The following is a 19,702-nucleotide window of genomic DNA, read 5'->3' as shown; positions in this document are numbered from 1 at the left end:
CCCCTCTGCTATTTATAAAAAGCAGAGGGACACTTTTTCACTTACATACTTTCATGCATTGTACGATTAATTACATCGATTTGTTGTTCACGAGTTAATTTAATAAAGTTTACAGCGTAACCAGATACGCGAATTGTTAATTGTGGATATTTCTCAGGATGTTCCATCGCATCCATTAATGTTTCACGATTAAATACGTTAATATTTAAGTGATGGCCTTCTTTTACTGCATAACCATCAAGCATTGATACTAAGTTACGTACTTGTACATCATCTTCTTTACCAAGTGCTTTTGGAATAATAGAGAATGTATTAGAAATACCATCTTGTGCATCTTCATATGGTAATTTAGCTACAGATAATAATGAAGCTAATGCACCTTTTGTATCACGACCATGCATTGGGTTCGCACCTGGTGCAAATGGTTCTCCAGTACGGCGACCATCTGGAGTGTTACCAGTTTTCTTACCGTATACAACGTTAGATGTGATTGTTAAGATCGACATTGTATGAACAGAATTTCTGTATGTTTTATGTTTACGAAGTTTATTCATAAATGTTTTTACAAGATTTACAGCGATTTCATCTACACGGTCATCATTGTTACCGTATTTAGGGAAATCTCCTTCGATTTCAAAGTCAACTGCAATACCGTTTTCATCACGAATTGGTTTTACTTTTGCGTGTTTAATTGCACTTAAAGAGTCTGCTACTACAGATAGACCCGCGATACCTGTTGCCATTGTACGAAGAACATTTGTATCATGAAGTGCCATTTCAATACGTTCGTAGCTATATTTATCATGCATGTAATGAATAACATTTAATGTGTTTAAATATAGACCTGCTAACCATTCCATTGTCATATCAAACTTACGCATAACTTCTTCATAATCTAATACTTCAGAAGTAATCGGTGCGTACTCAGGACCAACTTGTGCTTTAGATTTTTCATCTTTACCACCGTTAATCGCATATAGTAATGCTTTTGCTAAGTTTGCACGTGCGCCGAAGAACTGCATTTGTTTACCAATTCTCATTGCAGATACACAACAAGCAATTCCGTAGTCATCACCGTAGTCAGCACGCATAATGTCATCATTTTCATATTGAATTGCTGATGTTTTAATAGACATTTTCGCACAGTAGTTTTTAAAGTTCTGCGGTAATTGTTTAGACCAAAGAACTGTTAAGTTTGGTTCTGGAGCTGGTCCTAAATTATCTAATGTATGCAAGAAACGGAATGAGTTCTTTGTTACTAATGGACGACCATCTAATGCCATACCACCGATAGACTCAGTTACCCAAGTTGGGTCACCAGAGAATAATTCATTATAATCAGGTGTTCTTGCAAATTTCACAAGACGTAATTTCATAATGAAGTGATCCACAATTTCTTGTACTTCTTCTTCTGTTAAAGTACCATTTGCTAAATCTCTTTCAATATAAATATCTAAGAATGTAGAAGTACGTCCAAGACTCATTGCAGCTCCGTTTTGCTCTTTAATTGCTGCAAGATATGCGAAGTATAACCATTGGAATGCTTCTTGTGTGTTTGTTGCTGGCTTAGAAATATCAAAGCCATGAGAAGCAGCCATTTGTTTTAACTCTTGAAGTGCACGCATTTGCTCAGATAACTCTTCGCGTAAACGCATTGTATCTTCGCTCATTACACCGCCAGTTAAATTCAAATCAGCTTTTTTCGCTTCAATTAAATGATCAATACCATATAATGCTACGCGTCGGTAGTCACCGATAATACGTCCACGTCCGTATGCATCTGGAAGACCAGTAATTACACCTGATTTACGTGCATTTCTCATTTCTGGTGTATAAGCATCGAATACACCTTGGTTATGAGTTTTTCTCCAATCTCTAAAAATACGACTAAGCTCTTTATCCATTTCGTATCCATAAGATTCACAAGCTTGTTCCGCCATACGAATACCACCATATGGTTGTAAAGAACGTTTAAATGGTTTTTCAGTTTGGAAACCGACTACTTTTTCAATATCTTTATTTAAATATCCTGGTTCATGTGATGTAATAGAAGAAACAATTTTTGTATCCATATCAAGAACGCCACCGTTTTCACGTTCTTTCGTTGTTAAATCCATTACTTGATCCCAAAGTTGTTTCGTTGCTTCAGTTGCTCCCGCTAAGAAAGATTCGTCTCCTTCGAAAACGTTTACATTATTTAAAATGAAATCGCGAACATCAATCTCTGCTTTCCATTTTTCACCTTTAAAGTTTTCCCATGCGTTTTTAACATTTTCTAATACTTGAGTCATCCTAATCTCCTCCATTTTTGATTAGTACAGGACTAAGATTTTTTATATAACAGCTTACACACTTAGAATACTACTTTTTTGCTAAAGTGAACGAAATAGTTGTGACATATTTGTGAAATGTTGAGCAAACTACTATATGCACAGTGTTAACTTCACTTAAAAGTCTTTATAATTAACCCTTTCCTTAATTGTATTTTTTTGGTATCCTTATATACGAGTCCTATTTTGTAATATAAGAACAATACCCATTGTAGAGCTGTAATACTCTTATCTCCTAATCTGTTATAGTTTTTATAACAGAACAAAAAAGTGTACATATGTTGTACACTTTTTTTGTTACTACTCTAAAACATCTCTTTTTCTATTCCCATCATAGAATCCACCACGGCTACCTTCTAATACAATTAATTGCTCTAATCCTTCTATATGATCACCTATAATTCGCAAGACAGCTGGAGGATGACCTATTTTTGCAAAATGTTCACTGGGACGAATGCGGTTCATCTTATCGACCTCTACACGACTTACACACGCAATTTCGAATCCTGAAAGAATAGCTTTCACTTGCGCTACGCAAGGTGACAATAAAGACCTATACCCAATTGATTTCAAACACTTCTGGCTAAACGCATTAGGTACAGCGATAAGAGATCCTACTCCTAAATCTTTTCTATCACAAGCTAAATTTAATGCATATTTAAATGCAGTTACAAGATGAAGCGGTACTCTTAAATCTAAATAATGATTTAGATCATTTAATGCGACATCCATTCCATCTGCAATAGCTTTTGCAAATGGATATAGCTCACTAGCTGGAATAACAAAATCACCGTCTATAAATAATACAATTTCTCCTTTGGCGAAATAAGTCCCAAGTGAACGTCCCACATCGTTGCCAAGTGCTTCTTTATATACAATTGTTGTTGCTCCCTTGTCTTTTGCAATCGTTGCTGTTTTATCAGACGAACCATTTACAACAACGATAATTTCAAAAGGTTCAATTTTGCGAAGCTCTTCTATAACATTTCCAATTGTTTTCTCTTCATCTTGTACAGGAATAATGACTGATAATTGCTTTCCTTTATACAATTTAGATGTAATGCCCCATCCTTGATAAAGATCTTCGAAATCTAAAGTATGATAGACACTATCTCTTTTCCTATTTCCATCATAATATCCTCCGCGCTCATCACTACCTACTATTCGCTCCGCTACAGCTTCTATATGATCACCTATCATCCGTTTTTCAGATTGCGAAAGACCCGTGCCATATGCAGCATGCTCGGTCGGCCGAAATTTATTTGGCGTAATAACGTCAATTGCACAATGCCGACTAATTCTCCATTCGCTTTGAACGAGGCGTAAATGAGCCAAAATAGGATTAACAAAACATTCATATCCGATGCTTTGAACGACCTCTTTCGTCAGCGCATGAGGTGCATCTAATAAGGAATCAATTTTTAATTCTTCACGCTCTAACATTGCATTTAATATTTGGCGCCATACGGTAATAGAATGCGGTTTTTGTTTCTTTAAAAATAATGCGTCCAAATTATTTAAAACGATGTCGGCCTGATCATGTAAAATCGGATTCAGGAATAATTGTAATTTTGAAATTTGAATAGCAAAATCACCATCTATAAATAGTAATACATCACCTATCGCGTGTTTTGCGCCAATCGCGCGGCCAACATCGTTCCCTAGTAGCTCTATATACTTGATTACTTTACACCCTAAACGATCAGCAACTTCTTCTGTACCATCGTTACAACCGTTTGCTACTACAATAATCTCTATTGGATTTAATCCTTTTGCCGATTGGATAACATCTGAAATCGTTTCAACTTCATTACATACAGGTATAATGACCGATAGTGACTTAGCCATTATTTTCTTCACGGAACCACTTAATAGTTTCTTTCAATCCTTCTTCCCATGTTACTTCTGCTTGAAACTGAACAAGTTCTCTTAATTTCGCAACATCTGGTCTTCTATTTGGAATTTCTTCAAAGCCATGTGGGTACACCTCTTCAAAAGGAACTTGAACAATCTTTGAAGAGGATTTCGTTAGCTTTTTAATTACTTCTGCCACTTCTTTTATACTCTTTTCATTGTCAGAACCTATGTTAATAATTTCACCATTTACATTCTCATCCATCGCTCGAATCGTTGCCTCTACCGCATCACTTACATACGTAAAACAACGTGTCTGCTCTCCATCTCCATATACGAGAATGTCTTCTCCTTGCAAAGCCGCACTAATAAATCGTGGGATTACCCCTGCATACGGACCATCTTTCGCTCTTGGACCATAAATATTAAAATAACGAACAATCGTTACCGGTAAACCTTCTAATGCGTATCCTAAACATAATGTTTCTTCTAATGTTTTACACACTGCATAACTCCAGCGTATTTTAGAAGTTGCCCCGTATAATCGATCTCCCTCTTCAGAGAAGGGTGGCTTTGCCTTACCATATACTTCTGAAGTAGAAGCAAAGACCACTTTCTTCTTTTCTTTTAGCGCTGCTTGTAAAATATTTCTCGTTCCATCAAAATTTGTTTCAATAAGCTCTATACTCTTTTCCATTGTCGTTTTCACGCCTAAAATTGCTGCTAAATGAAACACTACATCATGTTGGTTTACTAATTCATAAATAGAATTTTTATCTAAAACACTTATTGGAATAACTCGAATTTCTTTCATTAACTCATCATGATATTTATTTTTCCCTTTATAGAAGTTATCAACGATCGTAACTCCATAGCCTCTTTTCACCAGCTCTTCAGCTAAATGTGAACCAATAAATCCTGCTCCACCTGTAATTAAACATTTCTTACTCATACACTCACCTTCTTTATAATTCCACGTGTATCTATTACTCGCTTCATTCCTTTAAAAAGCTTCCAATCGATATTAGAGTGATCAGTTAAAATTAAAATACAACCCGCTTGTTTAACGACATGTTCATCCAAAGAAACAGATTGGTACACCTTGCCTTCAAACTTTGCAGAAGAAATATATGGATCGTGATATTCGATTTCATATCCTTCTTTTAGTAACAATTCAATAATTGGTAAAGCCGGTGATTCTCTCAAATCATTTACATCTTTCTTATATGCAATTCCTACAATTAAAACTGATGCAGGTGATTGCACCATGCCTTTTACTTTCCGGACTATTTTCTCTGGCATTTCTTCATTAATCACATGTGCAGCCTCAATTAATTGACTAATTTCCCCATTCCTTTTTATTCTCCATTGGAAATATAAAGGATCTACTGGAATACAATGTCCTCCTATTCCTGGTCCTGGCCAATATGGGGTAAATCCAAACGGTTTTGTAGATGCGGCTTCAATCGCCTCATAAAAATCAATTCCTAAACTTTCACATAGTGTGTTTAACTCATTTACTAATGAAATATTGACTAGGCGCTGAATATTTTCAAATAACTTACACATTTCCGCTACTTTCGGAGAACTAACTGGAACAACGACATCAAATGTATTGCTATATAACTCCTGTACTTTTTGTTTACACTTTTCTGTTTGTCCACTAATAACTTTTGGAATCGTTTGAACGGAATAGTGACTATTAGCCGGATCAATTCTCTCAGGGGAATATCCGATATAGAAATCTTCTCCTACCTTTTTACCTGTTTGAGAAATAATAGGAATGATAACTTCCTCGAGTGTACCTGGATATGTGGAGCTTTCAAAAATGAAGGTTTGTCCTTTTTGAAGGTTTTGTTGTATATAATGTGAGGCTGAAATGAGGGCACTTAAGTCTGGTTCTCTTTGTTCATTAATCGGAGTCGGGACAGTAACAATAACATAATCACTATTTTGAAAATCAGCAATGCCTTGATCCGGTGTGTTCACTATTAATTTTTTTTTCACCAATAAACTTTGTAACTCTTTAGAAGAAACATCCGGAATATAGCTTTCTCCTTTTATAATTGATTCTATTTTTCTAATATCTTTATCTAACCCAAGTACTGTATGCCCTCTCTCTGCAAAATGGACTGCTAAAGGAAGGCCAACATACCCTAAGCCAATAATAGCTACTTTACTACTATTCATTTGTATTCTCTTCTTCCCTTCTCAATTGTTGAATGATATCTCTATCTCTATCTCCATCCGTAAAGCCACCGCGTTCGTCTGTACATTGTAATAAATACGCAATCGCCTCAATTTGATCACCGAAAATACGATCAAATGCTGAAATACGCCCATTTACAAATTCGTGTTGCTCTGGACGTACTCGATTTGTTTTTATAACATCTACTAACTCTACTGCTGTAATAGAGAATCCTTCTAAAATAGCTTTCACCTGAGCTAATGGAGGAATCACAAGAGAATCATAACCAATTTTCTCTATTACTTTTTTATGCATAGCGTGTGGTACTGCTGTTAATGAGTTATTCCATAAATCTGGTCGCTTCGCTATCAAATTCACAAAATATTTTCCCATGCTAATTGGATCTGCTGGATGAAACATATCTAATAAACACTGTAAATCATTTAATGCCACATCACTTCCATCTTCAATAGCACGCAAAAATAGAATTAAATTTGTTGCTGGAATAACAAAATCACTATCAACAAATAAACAAATATCTGCCGTAGCATACATGGCCCCTATCGCCCGTGCTACATTATGCCCAAGCACTTCATCCAACTCAACAACAATAACATTCTCTAGCTTTACTTGTTTAATGGTCTTTACGGCAGCTCCATTCACAACAACTATAATTTCATCTACACCTGCTTTTTTCACTTCTTGTATAACAGACCTTATAGTTGTTTTCTCTTCTGATACTGGGATAATGGCACTATATTTCGCTTTTTTCTTTTGTAATAAAACTGGTTTATACTTTCCTACAAACTCCCTATCTTTATTGCCCTCTGAAAAACCACCGCGATTACCGTATGTTTCGATTACGTATTGTAAAGCTCGCAAATGATCACCCATAATACGACTAGTCGCTTTCGGATAAGGAGAGCCAGGTGATGTGCCCGTATGGACAGGACGAACTTTATTTGTGTAAATGACATCAACTGAAGCCATATCAGAAATATCTACTCCTCTAGACATCGCCATCGCTTGAAATAGTGCTGGATCCGCTAAATTCCACCACCCTAGTTCTTCAATCACTTCACGACTTATCGCATGTGGTATCGCAATTAAAGATCCTACAACAAATTCTTTTTTGTTCAAATAACGGTTTAACATATATTTTCCAACCGTCGTATAATGCGGTCTCATCTTCAAATAAACGGACCATGTTAAATTATTTAAAACAATCTCATGTCCTTGCTGTATTCCTTTAATAAAATTGTATAATTCTTCACTTTTCATGACGATATCGCCATCTAAAAATAAAACAATTTCACCTTTTGCTTCTCTAGCACCAATTGCCCGTCCCACATCATTACCAAGAGAATATCTATAATAAATCACACGGCAATTATGCTGTAACGCTATTTCTTTCGTACCATCTGTCGATCCATTATCTACTATGATAATTTCATATGGTTCCAACTTCCTTACTTCTACTAAAACTTTTGATAAAGTACTTGCTTCATTATGCACTGGAATAACAACTGACACTCTCATACTTGTATCACGCTTACCCTTCCAAGCGAACATAAGCAATAATCGGAATACGTACAACTACATCTTCTGGTGGTCCATAAGAAGGAGAAGTACGAACAATTACTGCCCCATCCGTCACAGATAAAAGAACGCCTGCAATGATTTCTACAGCTGTCACAACTTGCACTAGTTCACCAACATGGTTACGTAATTCATCAGTAAATAACATATATAACTCTCCTTTCTTACGCTTCTTTAATTGATATAATACTTGTAAATGGTAATAAAACTTCTGTTCCTATTCCTTCTTGCAGTGTTAAGAAATCATCACCAACTGCTACAATCACACCCGTTAACTGTCCAACTGTCACAGTAATCTCTACGTTTTTACCCAAATACTGCTCTGCAATTTCTTTAAAAGGTGATGTATTACATTCTTTTAAAATGTTACAAATAATAGATTGAAATCTACTTGATTCAATAACTTCTTCCGTAGCTTGCTTAGAGTTTCTTTGAATAAATCTCGCGAAGTTTTGTGAAAATAAAAGTCTCTCCACAGCAGGCAATAACTTATTATCTAAAAAATAATCTAATTGTCTATTAAACAATCTCGATAGCTTTTTCCAATACTTACCGAACAAACACATACACTTCTCCTCCTATTATTTTTAAAGTATAAAAACACATCCATACATCTTAATGTATACAGAGCAGGCTTTTTTTGTGATAGGTAAGGCATACATTTTTCAAAGAAACCATCTTTTCTAGTCACACAAAAAAGATAGATGGTATCCCATCTATCTTTATGTATATTTTAATTTTTAATTGTAACAATGGCAGCTGCACTATAATAAACCGCTCGTGGTAATTCTGCCTGTTCACTTATAGAAGCTGTAACAAGTGAACCACCACTTGCCGAGAAATACTTAACAGCTTCTAAAGGAATACCATCTTCTTTTACATCAATATGCGTTCCATCTCGCCAATCTATTTTCTGCATTGTTGCTGAGAAATCGCCAGCCACTTTACCAATTTCTTCACCATCCATCCCTAAAAAGGTCCATTCCCACTTTGTTAAACTTAGTACTTGTTTCAACTCTCCAATTTTCTTTCCATCTATATTAGAAAAAGTATAGAAGTTTCGTACTCACATCTCCTTTTGAACACGCAACAATCTTTCTCCCGAGTGATTATATAAATAAAATTGTTGCTTATGTAGTCCCTTTAAAAGAAAAGAAAGTACAACTTGCCATACACGTTGAATAACAAAATCATACTCTTCTTTTAAAAAACCTAATGCACTGCCATCTAATCCAAAGTACGTTATTACTTGAAATATCCCTACCTCTTTACGAACAACAAATTTTTGTTGTTCAAATAATTCAGAATTCTCTATATTATAAATTTCCTTTTTAAGTATTTTTGATCTTCGTTTTTCCATAAAGCTATATATGAATAATCCAAATGCCGGTATTACAACACTTATTAATTTCAAATTTTCTTTCTCCGAAGTGAATAGCGTCCCTTTTTTATATTCCATCACTAATACAATTGTGAAAATAACCCATACAATAATAGATACAAAAAAAATGCGTTTTGCATTACGTGCGTGATGCCTATCTATACTCATACTCCTCCCCCTTTTCCATTTATCCCGCTATTCGCCGGGCAGTAAGACCCCCACTTCAAAATTCAGCGAAAGCAAAGAAGTTAGGTGGGGGATCGACTGCCCGTAAAAGCCCGATTGGTGAGGGCTAATAATCAGTGAGGGATGAAGAATCCCCCACTGATTAAAGTTTCACTTTATTTCATTATCCCATTGCCCCTACACTTCCTCAATAAAAAAAGACTATCCAATAGGATAGCCTCTTACACTTCAATATTTCGCAACATCGTATAAATGTCGTTATTCACTTTACCAAACGATTTAATATTATTTTGAATATTAGATAATAAAACGACATACACACTTCCGTTTTTGCTAAATCCATTTAAACAATTCCATCCTGGCATTACACCGTGATTCGAATAACTTCCCGGGTCTACATACCAACCAAATCCGTAATCCTTTTTCACAGCCGTAAACATTTGATTATAACTCTCTTTTGAAATCAGCTTTCCAGAGAAGAGTGCTTCATTAAATAAATATAAATCATGTGCACTTGTATATATATCACCACAACCATATAGTTGTGACATACTTGGAATATTAGGTGTTGTCATATTGTTATTTACTATTTTATAACCTGTTGATGGGAACCTTGTTTGCTCTAACGCTTTACCGAAACCAGAATGTTTCATACCCGCAGTAGCAAAAATATGTTGTTTAATATAGTCTTCTAACGGTTGTCCACTTACCTTCTCAGCGATATAGGCGAGTATCGAATAGTTCGAATCGGAATATTTCCATTTCTCTCCTGGGCTCCCAACACGCTTTTGCTTTCCTATTCGTTTTATCAGTTCTTCATGAGAAATATCCTCTGTTCCTTGCTCATACTCTGGAATTCCTGATGTATGTGTTAGTAAATGCTTTAACTGAATCCCATTACCTTGAGGGAAATCTGGAATATACTTTGCAACCGTATCCTCTACATTTAATTTATTTTGATCCTTTAATTGCATAATAGCAGTCGCTACAAATGCCTTTGAAATAGAACCAATATAAAAAGTTGTCTCTGAATTATTCGGTACTTGTTTCTCTTTGTTCGCCATACCGTATCCTTTATTCAAAAGAACTTTTCCGTTCTTCACAATAACAGCTGTCCCGCTAAATCCTGCGTTTTGTAAATATTGATCTAATTGAGCGTCTTCATTAATTTCTTGAGGTGGTCCCTCAGCAGGCTTTTCCACAGCTTGTGCTTGCTTCACTTGTTCTTCTTGTTCTTCCTGCTCTTTTTGTTTTTGTGCTTCTTGTTTCTTTTTTTCTTCTTCTTTCTTTTTCAGCTCTTCTTGTTTCTTCATTTCTGCCGCTGCTTTTAAAGTTTCTTCTTTCTTATTATGCGCAACAATTTTTGTATACATGAAATATACAAGTGAAAATAGTAAGACGAGAATGATTGTTCTTTTTATGTATACAATCGGCCGACGTGCTTTCCCATTCGCATTATTTTTTTCCTGATCCATGATTGCTTTTTTCCCCTTACTCACCAATAATTTACTTCCTCTACTAAAGATTTATTTTAGCAGATTATGGATACTCTATTCTATATCATCCCTACTTTATCACGCACTGCACATATTACCAACCTATATGTATAAAAAAGAAAAAGAAAATTTACAAAAGTAAGATTCCCGTTAAATCGTTAACATAAAAAAGAGGATATCCTCTAAAAAAATTGATGTTATCAATCTTTTGGGATATCCTCTTATCTCATTATTTATACGTGTTTTTTCATATCATCGGCAACAGATTCAACATTTGTACCTACGATAACTTGGACACTCGTGTTACTTAATTTCATAACACCTTTTGCACCAGCACGTTTTAATGCTGCTTCGTTTACTTGACCAGCATCTTTCACTTGTAAGCGTAGACGTGTTGCACAGTTATCAATAACTGTTAAGTTTTCTTTTCCACCTAAAGCTGCTACGTAAGTTTCACCAATTGAACCTGCAACAGGTGCGTCACCCTCTTCAGCTAGCTCGTCGTCATCTTCGCGACCAGGAGTTTTTAGATCGAACTTCTTAATTAAGAAGTAAAATACAACGAAATAAATTACTGCGTAAATTAAACCGACTCCCGCGAGTAATACTGGTTTTGTTGCAATACCGAAGTTTAAGAAGTAATCGATTGCACCGGCACTAAATGTGAAACCATCGTGAATGCCAAGAGTTGTTGTAATAAATAGAGACAGACCTGTTAATACAGCATGAATACCATATAATACTGGTGATAAGAACATGAATGAGAATTCAATTGGTTCTGTAATACCAGTTAAGAATGAAGTTAATGCTAGACCACCTAACATACCTGTAACCATTTTACGTTTTTCTGGTTTAGCAGCCGCAATCATTGCGAAACATGCTGCTGGTAAACCGAACATCATAACTGGGAAGAAACCAGTCATAAACATACCCGCTGTTTTATCTCCTGCAAGGAAGCGAGCAATATCACCATTTACAACATTACCTGCTGCATTTGTAAAGTCACCAAGTACGAACCAGAAGTATGTGTTCATTACGTGGTGTAAACCGATTGGAATTAATAGACGGTTTAATAAACCAAATAGACCTGAACCAACTGCCCCTAAATTAACAATTCCATGAGCTAATGCATCGATAGCATTTTGAATTGCTGGCCAAATTTGTGCGAATAGAATTCCTAATAGTAACATCACAACCGATGTAACAATCGGAACGAAACGTTTTCCAGCAAAGAACCCTAACCATTCTGGAAGTTTAATCTTATGGAATTTATTATAAAGAAGTCCTGCTATAACACCGACAATAATACCACCTAAAACTTTCATATCCACTTTAGTCGATAATTCGGCTGCCTTAGATACCTGTGTCATTGTATCTGCAAGCTTAGATGGGTCTACATTAGCGCTATTACCTATTAAATCTTGAACTTTGCCTAATTTATCTTGTAATTCTACAGTAGAATATCCCTTACTAAGTGCGTCAATACTGTTTTTCATAACTAGATAACCAATTGCACCTGCAAGACCTGCTGCACCACTACCATCAACAGACAAACCGATTGCAATACCAATTGCAAAAATAAGTGCTAAATTATCAAAAACTGCTGCACCGGCCTGTGCCATAACAGGAATATCAAATACATCTGGTTGTCCTAGACGAAGCAATAATCCTGCTGCTGGTAGCACTGCGATTGGAAGCATTAACGCTTTACCAATACGTTGTAGAAACTGCAACATTTTAATTCCCCCTAATTCAATTTATGAAATCGTTATCATTATAAGTACGCCTTAGAAAACGCTTTCTATTTACATAACCATAATAACATATAGTTGTATAGATGTGTAGTTTTTATTTTTGAATTTTTTATGGATAAATCTCCTATTTCCAAACTGTTATATAAAAGGAAAATTCTCCTTTTTTAATATAGAATACTCGAAACGAAATACCTACTATAGAACATGTAACTTTCGTTTTATCATTCCACCTTTTCATGTTATTATTTATTTCCGAGCATATCGGGAAAAGTAAACGTAGTTAATTCGAAATAGGAGCGTTGGTACTATGCAGTGCATTGAAACAAACAACTTACAACAGTTGTTAGAACAAGTAAAACCATATACGAAAAAAGGAAAGCTTGCTACTTATATCCCCGAACTAGGAAATGCAAATCCAGACGATTTAGGGATTGCCATTTTCCATAAAGAAACAGAATATATCCATGCTGGCAACTCACAAACACTATTTACTCTTCAAAGTATTTCAAAAGTAATTACACTTGCACTTGCCCTTTTAGATCGTGGTGAAGAATATGTATTTTCTAAAGTTGGAATGGAACCAACTGGTGATCCATTCAACTCTATTATTAAGTTAGAAACAACAAGTCCATCCAAACCACTTAATCCAATGATTAATGCGGGAGCACTAGCTATTACGAGCATGTTAACAGGAAAAGATAATGAAAAAAAAATGGAGCGCATCCTTCATTTTGTACGTGAAATAACAGATAATCCTACCATTAATTATTCTTCTAAAGTTGCCAATTCAGAATTAGAGACAGCTTACTTAAACCGTTCACTTTGTTACTACATGAAACAAAACGGAATTATCGATTGTGACATCGAAGAACTTATGGATTTATACACTCGACAATGTGCAGTTGAAGTAAACTGTATCGATTTAGCACGTATCGGCTTAATTTTTGCGATGGATGGATATGATCCATATAAGAAAAAACAAATTATCCCTAAACATATTACAAAAATCTGTAAAACATTTATGGTTACATGTGGTATGTATAACGAGTCTGGTGAATTTGCGATCCGCGTTGGTATCCCAGCAAAAAGCGGCGTAGCTGGTGGCATTTTCGGCTGCGTAAAAGGAGAAATGGGAATTGGCATTTTCGGACCGGCTTTAGATGCAAACGGAAATAGTATCGCTGGTTTTAAAATTCTTGAACTTCTTTCTGCTCAAGAAGGTTGGAGCATTTTTTAATTCAGAGTTATCCTGCTATACTAGCAGGATTTTTTTCATTTCATAAAAACCTCAACTTTATCCGCTATCCATCCCCTTACAAAACAGTACTAAAAGTTTCTCTATATCATGCATATTTGCTCCCCCCTCCTGAATAATATAGTACAACCTAGCGCTATATGTGGAGGTGTGAAAGATGAAACTAATATTTCAAATGGAAAAACAGCCTGTTCTTGAAAAAACGATTCTTCTTTTTATATTGAGTATTGTAGAAAGCTTGAAGTTAAAAGTGGTTTCACTCGATGAAGCTCACCGATACATATTCAATTTAGAAGTACTTGAACTACTAATGGATCGGAACATCGATGATCAAGTACTTGAACTTATTCATTTCGGAATGGGACTTGAAGACATTCATCATGTGCTTCCAGAAGAACTTGAACATACTATCGAAGAATTAAAGTGGCTTTGCATTCAAGTGTTAAGTGAATACAGTATGCATGAAGAATCGGAACAACTAATTGAAGATATACGTTGAAAAAGCACCTATGTAGGTGCTTTTAATGTTTTTTTAAACTATTTTTATACGCCTCAATATTTACTGGTAGCTCTTCCTCTTCTAAAGTATGTTCATTTACATCTTTATGAATAAACGCACCTTTAGGCGGTTGATGGTCATGCCCTTTTTTCTTATGATCAAATGCTTTTCCGCGTCCCATACGGATCACCCTTTCTTTAAAAGAAATCCGTATTAGTATGGAGAAAAGTACGTCGATATATGCAATCCTTTGCCATATTTCCAAGGAAATACTCGAATATTGTTTTCTGTTCTCCTCACAATAACTGATCTATCCCAATAAGAATTAATAGCACGCCCGCAATAACAGTAGCCCATTTCCCTAAGTATTCTGCTAAAAATCGTTTTCCTACATAAGCAAAACCACTAATACAAATAAAACTAAACACCCCAGAAATAGTTGCTGTAAGCCACAGATTCAAGTTTGTTACCCCAGCGTCAAATCCACCTGCAATATTATTAATAGACAACGCAACCCCTAAAACAATTGCTTCTGAAAAACTAATTGTTTTAGAACCATCAAAATCTGCTTTTTCTGGATCACGTAAAATGCCCATAAGTACATTACCATCTTTAGAACCTACAGTATTTCTTTGCCCCAAGAAAGGCTGGCACAAAATAAACACACCGATTATACCTAAAACGATTGCTCCAATTAGGTTTGCAGTAAACTCTGAAATAAATAACGCTATCCAGTTCCCAAAAAAGCCAGCTAATAAAGTAAATAAAAAACCAAAAAATGCGATGATAAAATTGTTAAGCCACGAAATTCGAATTTTACGAATGCCATATGCAATCCCAACACCTGCATTATCTAAATTAGAAGCAATACCGATTAAAAAAATTGAAAATAGACCTGCCGTACTCATAAACAGCCACCCCTTTTTCTCACTTTTCAATGCATATTATGAAAATGTTGAGCAACTGTGCCTGTCTGTTTCATATACATGTAAGAAATGCTCAACATTTTTTCAACAATAAAAAAGGAGTGCCTTCACTATGCCTAAAGAAAACCCAAATGAGCGGCTTAGTACATTAATAAAAAAACTTTTAAAAGAACGTGCCTTATCCATGCGTCAATTAGGAATGCATACAAATATTGATCCCGCAACAATCTCAAGAATTATGAATGGTAAACAACCGCCAAAACAAAAACATCTACAAAAATTTGCAGAATGTTTGCAAGTTCCACCCCAATTGTTATTTGATGAAATGTATCCTGATTCTCCTCACATTAATAAAGAAAAGACGGATATGTACACATCTCTTGATACAATTCAGCAAACGCTGCAATCCTCTAACTTATTCGATTTTGACTATACAACAACTCGCGTAAAACAAGAACTTGAAAACTATGAACGCTATGCTCAGACAACAGAAGGTGAAAAACGTATTCATGAAAGTTTCGCGAGTAAATTAGAACAAATTGATAGCGCTGGTCCTTTTATTGAACAATTAACCGATATGTATCAACAATTTTGCAATGAAACTATCTCAAAAGAAGAGCGTGCAGTTCTTGGAGGCGCATTACTGTATTTCATTTTATCGACAGATATTATTCCCGACTATCTCTTTCCAATTGGCTATTTAGATGATGCAATTGCTGTTGAATTAGCGAAAGAAAAATTAATCGAACTAAAACGAAAAACATAGAAAAATAAAGAACTATTTCAGTTGTTTCTGTTCAACTCTGAAATAGTTCACTAAAAAATCGTACAAGTATACATACCTGTACGATTTCAACACACTAATCTATTTTTTCGTGTGACACCATTCATATATAAATGCTGTTATTACTTTTGTAAATTCAATTAACTGTTCTACTTCAACTTTCTCATTTATTGAATGAGCTTCTTCTAATGTACCTGGTCCGTAAATAACAGCTGGAATATGAAATTCACTAAACCAACCACCATCCGTTACCGTTGCAGACATATCTAAAATTGCATTTTTAGATAGAATTGATTCGTGTACTGAGCTAAGAGTTTTTACTGCTTCATGTTCACTATCTACTTCTAAAGAAGGGAAAATTTCGCCACGATCCACAATCATTGATTCTCCGCCCCACTTAAATTGTGGTGGATTTTCACTTAACCATGGATCGGCAGCCGCTACTTTCTCAATATACTCTTCAATTTCTTTTATTATTTGTTCATGTGTTTCATTCGGATAGAAGTGCACCGTTATCCATAACCGGCACTCATCCGCAATAAATGCTGCATGCCGTCCGCCTTCAATAACAGCTGGGTTAATTGTTGTTGTTCCAGATGGATAACCTTCATATGTTTTCATAACTGCCCAATGACGCTCTAATTCTTGTAAACTTTGTACAATTTTCATCATTTTTTCAATCGCACTCGCTCCGAATAAACGTCCTCCAGCATGAATCATTTGCCTGCGTGTTGCATCATGAAACGTCTGGGGGCTTTTCACAGTAATCCATCCAGTAATTACGCCGCCCTGTCCTTGCATATGTAAATCACTTGTATCCACTACGACTGCAAAATCAGCATCATAACCTCTTTTGCAGCATTGAAGTGTACCTGCTTCTCCAACTTCTTCCCCAATTACTGATTGAAAGATTAAATCTCCAGGTAATTCAATGCCAGCTTCTTGTAACAGTTGAATAGCAAATAGTGCTCCAGCCAGTCCTCCTTTCATATCCGCCGCACCACGTCCAACTAACCAACCATCTTTTATAAATGGCTCAAACGGATTGGTTTCCCACGCTTCATCTACCGATACTTCTGCTACATCCACATGTCCATTAATAATAAGACTTTTATGTGTGTCACTTTCTAGCCCTTTTCTCACCCCAACAACGTTCGGGTCATTCGGATATACATCCCATTTATCAACACTAAAATTTCGTTTTTTTAGAAAATCTGCAACAAATTCTTGCGCCTCATTTGTGTTTCTCGCCGGCGGTGCTGGTGTTTCAAAACGAATTAAAGTCTTTGTAAGCTCTAGTAACTCATCTTTTCGTAAATCAATCTGTTCTAATAGCTGTGAAACTTCTTGATTCATCGCTAGTTCCCCTTTGCATACATAGTATGTTTCCAGCTTTATTGTCACAAAAAAAGAGACTGTTTACAATTTTACAGTCTCTTTTTTTAGCATAAGTTTCTAATATATTTACAAACTTTCTGCCTCTGTTGTATTCGTTTTTTCAATATGTTCTACCTTACGTGCCTTATTTCTTGTCGCACGGTAAAACAGTAAACAAACAATCATAAATGGAATACCACAATATAATGCCATTCTTTGTTCTGGAATAAAAGCCATACCAACAATTACTGTTACATTTAATACTAACGCAAGCAGTGGTACGAATGGATACAGCGGTGTTTTAAATTTCAAGTCCTTCACATCCCCGCCCTGCTTAATGTATGACCTTCTAGCCAACAAGTTAGATAGAGCAATAGATGCCCAAACTAATATCGCCCCGAACCCGGCAATAGAAAGTAGCCATAAATAAACTGTATCTTCCGCATAAATACCTGATAGTAATGAAAGGCAACCTACAATTGTACTTACAATCAATGCATAAATAGGAACACCATTTTTAGATAACTTACCGAAAATTGGACTAATCATTCCTTGATTAGACATAGACCATAGCATACGAGAAGTTGCATATAATCCTGAATTCGCAACGGATAGAACCGCTGTAATAATAACGAAATTTATAATATCGGCTGCATAAGGAATACCAATTTTATCAAATACAACTACGAATGGACTTTCTATCACTCCCGCTTGCTGCCAAGGGAATAAGCCTGCAAGAATGAAAATAGATAATACAAAGAACACAAGTATACGCCAAACTGTATTATTAATTGCCTTCGGAATCGTTTTCTCTGGATTTTCACTCTCTCCAGCTGCAATACCAACTAGTTCCGTTCCTTGGAAGGAAAAATTAACTGCAATCATCGTAATTAAAATGGCTGATAATCCATTTGGAAACAACCCACCATAATCAGTAAAGCTAGAGAACATCGGTGCTGGTTCATTTCCTTTCATATCTAGAAAACCAAACATTGCTGCCCCGCCTAAAATAATAAATGCAATGATTGTAATTACTTTAATACTTGCAAACCAAAATTCAACTTCTGCAAAACTTCTTGAAGATAACGCATTGATAGCAAAGAGAAGCACCGCAAACGCTACACACCAAATCCATGACGGTACATCAGGAAACCATCGTTTCATTAAAATACTAACTGCAATCAGTTCAATACCTATCGTAGCAGACCAGTTTAGCCATGACATCCAGCCGACTACATAACCCGCTGCAGGGGAAATGTGCTTTGTAGCATACGTTTGATAAGATCCTGCGTCAGGCATCGCAACAGCTAACTCTCCAAGACAGAGCATCGTTAAATACATAACAAATCCTCCAACAAGATACGCTACAATCGCTCCTCCAGGCCCAGCTTCATGAATTGTATACCCAGATCCTAAAAAAAGACCGGTACCAATAACTCCTCCAAGTGCAATCATAAAGATGTGCCTGCTTTTCAATTCCCTTTTTAACCCTTGGTTTTGATCCATCATATAAATCCCCCCTTTTCACTTTGGAAACCCATTTCATGTAAGCGTTTTTAAAAATGTTCATAATAAGAATAATTATTGAAAAGAGCAAAATACATAGTATCAATCACTACCTGTTATTAAAAGATCATCCCTCACTGTTATTAATAACTTTTTATCAGCGATAGCTTGTCCTTCTACTACTTCTAATGATTCGATATATCCACTGATTCCTACTTTAATTTCTACTTTCTGTTTATCTATTGTTTCAATTAACGCTAATTTCTCCCACTCGTATACGTAAGAACTTTCCGTAACAAATAACTTCTCTACTTTCCCGTAACAAGGACTATACACGCCTTCTATAACCATCTTCACTTTATAAACTCCTCCTTCTTATTAATCGGTACTGAAACGTTGCATATCCCTCCTTTAGAGATTTCAACTATTATTTATGCAAAATGCGTACCAATCTCCAATTCCTATTTAAAATGAAGGTTTCTCAAAAAAAAATCTTCATAACCGCAAAATTTTTCTATCATTTGAGAAGTTTTAAAGGGAAAATAGCAAAAAAATTTTGCGATTTTA

General features: G+C 35.6%; 18 protein-coding genes and 1 pseudogene. 3 read left to right on the top strand and 16 right to left on the bottom strand.

Going from position 1 to position 19,702, the window contains the following annotated elements; all coding sequences use genetic code 11:
• Positions 1 to 41: 41 nt before the first annotated feature.
• From pflB to ACU8YW_RS02590, 11 genes and pseudogenes are all read right to left on the bottom strand, one after another.
• A complete protein-coding gene (pflB, locus tag ACU8YW_RS02640) occupies positions 42 to 2,291 on the bottom strand; it encodes a formate C-acetyltransferase (RefSeq protein ID WP_088609562.1) in 2,250 nt (749 codons plus the stop codon).
• Positions 2,292 to 2,630: 339 nt separating this feature from the next.
• A complete protein-coding gene (locus ACU8YW_RS02635; RefSeq protein WP_426934239.1) occupies positions 2,631 to 4,178 on the bottom strand; it encodes a glycosyltransferase family 2 protein in 1,548 nt (515 codons plus the stop codon).
• On the bottom strand, positions 4,171 to 5,136 hold the full coding sequence (locus ACU8YW_RS02630; RefSeq protein WP_097907801.1) for a UDP-N-acetyl-alpha-D-glucosaminuronate decarboxylase: 966 nt from the start codon (positions 5,134 to 5,136) through the stop codon (positions 4,171 to 4,173). Before ACU8YW_RS02630 ends, ACU8YW_RS02635 begins: the two co-directional genes overlap by 8 nt.
• Positions 5,133 to 6,374, bottom strand: coding sequence for a nucleotide sugar dehydrogenase (locus tag ACU8YW_RS02625; protein WP_426934206.1), 1,242 nt, complete (start codon positions 6,372 to 6,374; stop codon positions 5,133 to 5,135). Before ACU8YW_RS02625 ends, ACU8YW_RS02630 begins: the two co-directional genes overlap by 4 nt.
• Positions 6,367 to 7,911 (bottom strand): glycosyltransferase family 2 protein, encoded by a 1,545-nt coding sequence (locus ACU8YW_RS02620; protein ID WP_060486941.1) that lies wholly within the window; start codon positions 7,909 to 7,911, stop codon positions 6,367 to 6,369. The genes ACU8YW_RS02625 and ACU8YW_RS02620 overlap by 8 nt, the downstream gene beginning before the upstream one ends.
• 13 nt (positions 7,912 to 7,924) lie before the next feature.
• Complete coding sequence (locus ACU8YW_RS02615) at positions 7,925 to 8,119, bottom strand: LSm family protein (protein ID WP_000899469.1); 195 nt, start codon at positions 8,117 to 8,119, stop codon at positions 7,925 to 7,927.
• A gap of 16 nt (positions 8,120 to 8,135) precedes the next feature.
• On the bottom strand, positions 8,136 to 8,537 hold the full coding sequence (locus tag ACU8YW_RS02610; protein ID WP_046953685.1) for an LSm family protein: 402 nt from the start codon (positions 8,535 to 8,537) through the stop codon (positions 8,136 to 8,138).
• A 167-nt stretch (positions 8,538 to 8,704) separates the two neighbouring features.
• A pseudogene (locus ACU8YW_RS02605) lies at positions 8,705 to 9,520 on the bottom strand (sugar ABC transporter ATP-binding protein).
• Positions 9,521 to 9,759: 239 nt separating this feature from the next.
• The gene (locus tag ACU8YW_RS02600) at positions 9,760 to 11,013 is read right to left on the bottom strand and encodes a serine hydrolase domain-containing protein (protein ID WP_426934207.1); all 1,254 of its coding nucleotides are present in this window, start codon (positions 11,011 to 11,013) and stop codon (positions 9,760 to 9,762) included.
• 254 nt (positions 11,014 to 11,267) lie between these two features.
• Positions 11,268 to 12,770, bottom strand: a complete 1,503-nt coding sequence (nagE, locus tag ACU8YW_RS02595; RefSeq protein WP_048567302.1) for an N-acetylglucosamine-specific PTS transporter subunit IIBC — start codon at positions 12,768 to 12,770, stop codon at positions 11,268 to 11,270.
• 142 nt (positions 12,771 to 12,912) lie between these two features.
• Positions 12,913 to 13,026 carry a transcriptional regulator gene (locus ACU8YW_RS02590; RefSeq protein ID WP_074651593.1) on the bottom strand — a complete coding sequence of 38 codons (114 nt, stop codon included), beginning with the start codon at positions 13,024 to 13,026 and terminating at the stop codon, positions 12,913 to 12,915.
• Positions 13,027 to 13,095: 69 nt separating this feature from the next.
• On the opposite strand from ACU8YW_RS02590, the gene glsA reads away from it, so the two are divergent.
• Together glsA and ACU8YW_RS02580 are read left to right on the top strand one after the other, a co-directional pair.
• Positions 13,096 to 14,025 (top strand): glutaminase A, encoded by a 930-nt coding sequence (glsA, locus tag ACU8YW_RS02585; RefSeq protein ID WP_001149862.1) that lies wholly within the window; start codon positions 13,096 to 13,098, stop codon positions 14,023 to 14,025.
• A 175-nt stretch (positions 14,026 to 14,200) separates the two neighbouring features.
• On the top strand, positions 14,201 to 14,542 hold the full coding sequence (locus ACU8YW_RS02580; RefSeq protein ID WP_000766602.1) for a DUF3969 family protein: 342 nt from the start codon (positions 14,201 to 14,203) through the stop codon (positions 14,540 to 14,542).
• 22 nt (positions 14,543 to 14,564) lie between these two features.
• On the opposite strand, the gene ACU8YW_RS02575 is transcribed toward ACU8YW_RS02580, so the two are convergent.
• Together ACU8YW_RS02575 and ACU8YW_RS02570 are read right to left on the bottom strand one after the other, a co-directional pair.
• Positions 14,565 to 14,723: a hypothetical protein gene (locus ACU8YW_RS02575; RefSeq protein ID WP_000532409.1), complete on the bottom strand. Its 159-nt coding sequence runs from the start codon at positions 14,721 to 14,723 to the stop codon at positions 14,565 to 14,567.
• A 115-nt stretch (positions 14,724 to 14,838) separates the two neighbouring features.
• Positions 14,839 to 15,450: a manganese efflux pump gene (locus ACU8YW_RS02570; RefSeq protein WP_000100745.1), complete on the bottom strand. Its 612-nt coding sequence runs from the start codon at positions 15,448 to 15,450 to the stop codon at positions 14,839 to 14,841.
• 130 nt (positions 15,451 to 15,580) lie between these two features.
• On the opposite strand from ACU8YW_RS02570, the gene ACU8YW_RS02565 reads away from it, so the two are divergent.
• Positions 15,581 to 16,234, top strand: a complete 654-nt coding sequence (locus tag ACU8YW_RS02565) for a DUF1232 domain-containing protein (RefSeq protein ID WP_001123723.1) — start codon at positions 15,581 to 15,583, stop codon at positions 16,232 to 16,234.
• Between the two features lie 99 nt (positions 16,235 to 16,333).
• Here the strand turns inward: ACU8YW_RS02565 and ACU8YW_RS02560 are convergent, their stop codons facing one another.
• The 3 genes from ACU8YW_RS02560 to ACU8YW_RS02550 all read right to left on the bottom strand — a co-directional run bounded on the left by ACU8YW_RS02560 (position 16,334) and on the right by ACU8YW_RS02550 (position 19,492).
• Complete coding sequence (locus tag ACU8YW_RS02560) at positions 16,334 to 17,656, bottom strand: acetylornithine deacetylase (RefSeq protein WP_116442992.1); 1,323 nt, start codon at positions 17,654 to 17,656, stop codon at positions 16,334 to 16,336.
• A gap of 60 nt (positions 17,657 to 17,716) precedes the next feature.
• Positions 17,717 to 19,138, bottom strand: coding sequence for an amino acid permease (locus tag ACU8YW_RS02555; protein WP_000969239.1), 1,422 nt, complete (start codon positions 19,136 to 19,138; stop codon positions 17,717 to 17,719).
• 99 nt (positions 19,139 to 19,237) lie between these two features.
• A complete protein-coding gene (locus tag ACU8YW_RS02550) occupies positions 19,238 to 19,492 on the bottom strand; it encodes a biotin/lipoyl-containing protein (protein ID WP_000784766.1) in 255 nt (84 codons plus the stop codon).
• Positions 19,493 to 19,702: the final 210 nt, after the last annotated feature.

The sequence above is a fragment of the Bacillus pretiosus genome (genome assembly GCF_052947655.1).
The sequence above is the reverse complement of the archived record's forward strand: the minus strand, read 5'-3'. Positions and strand labels throughout refer to the sequence as shown.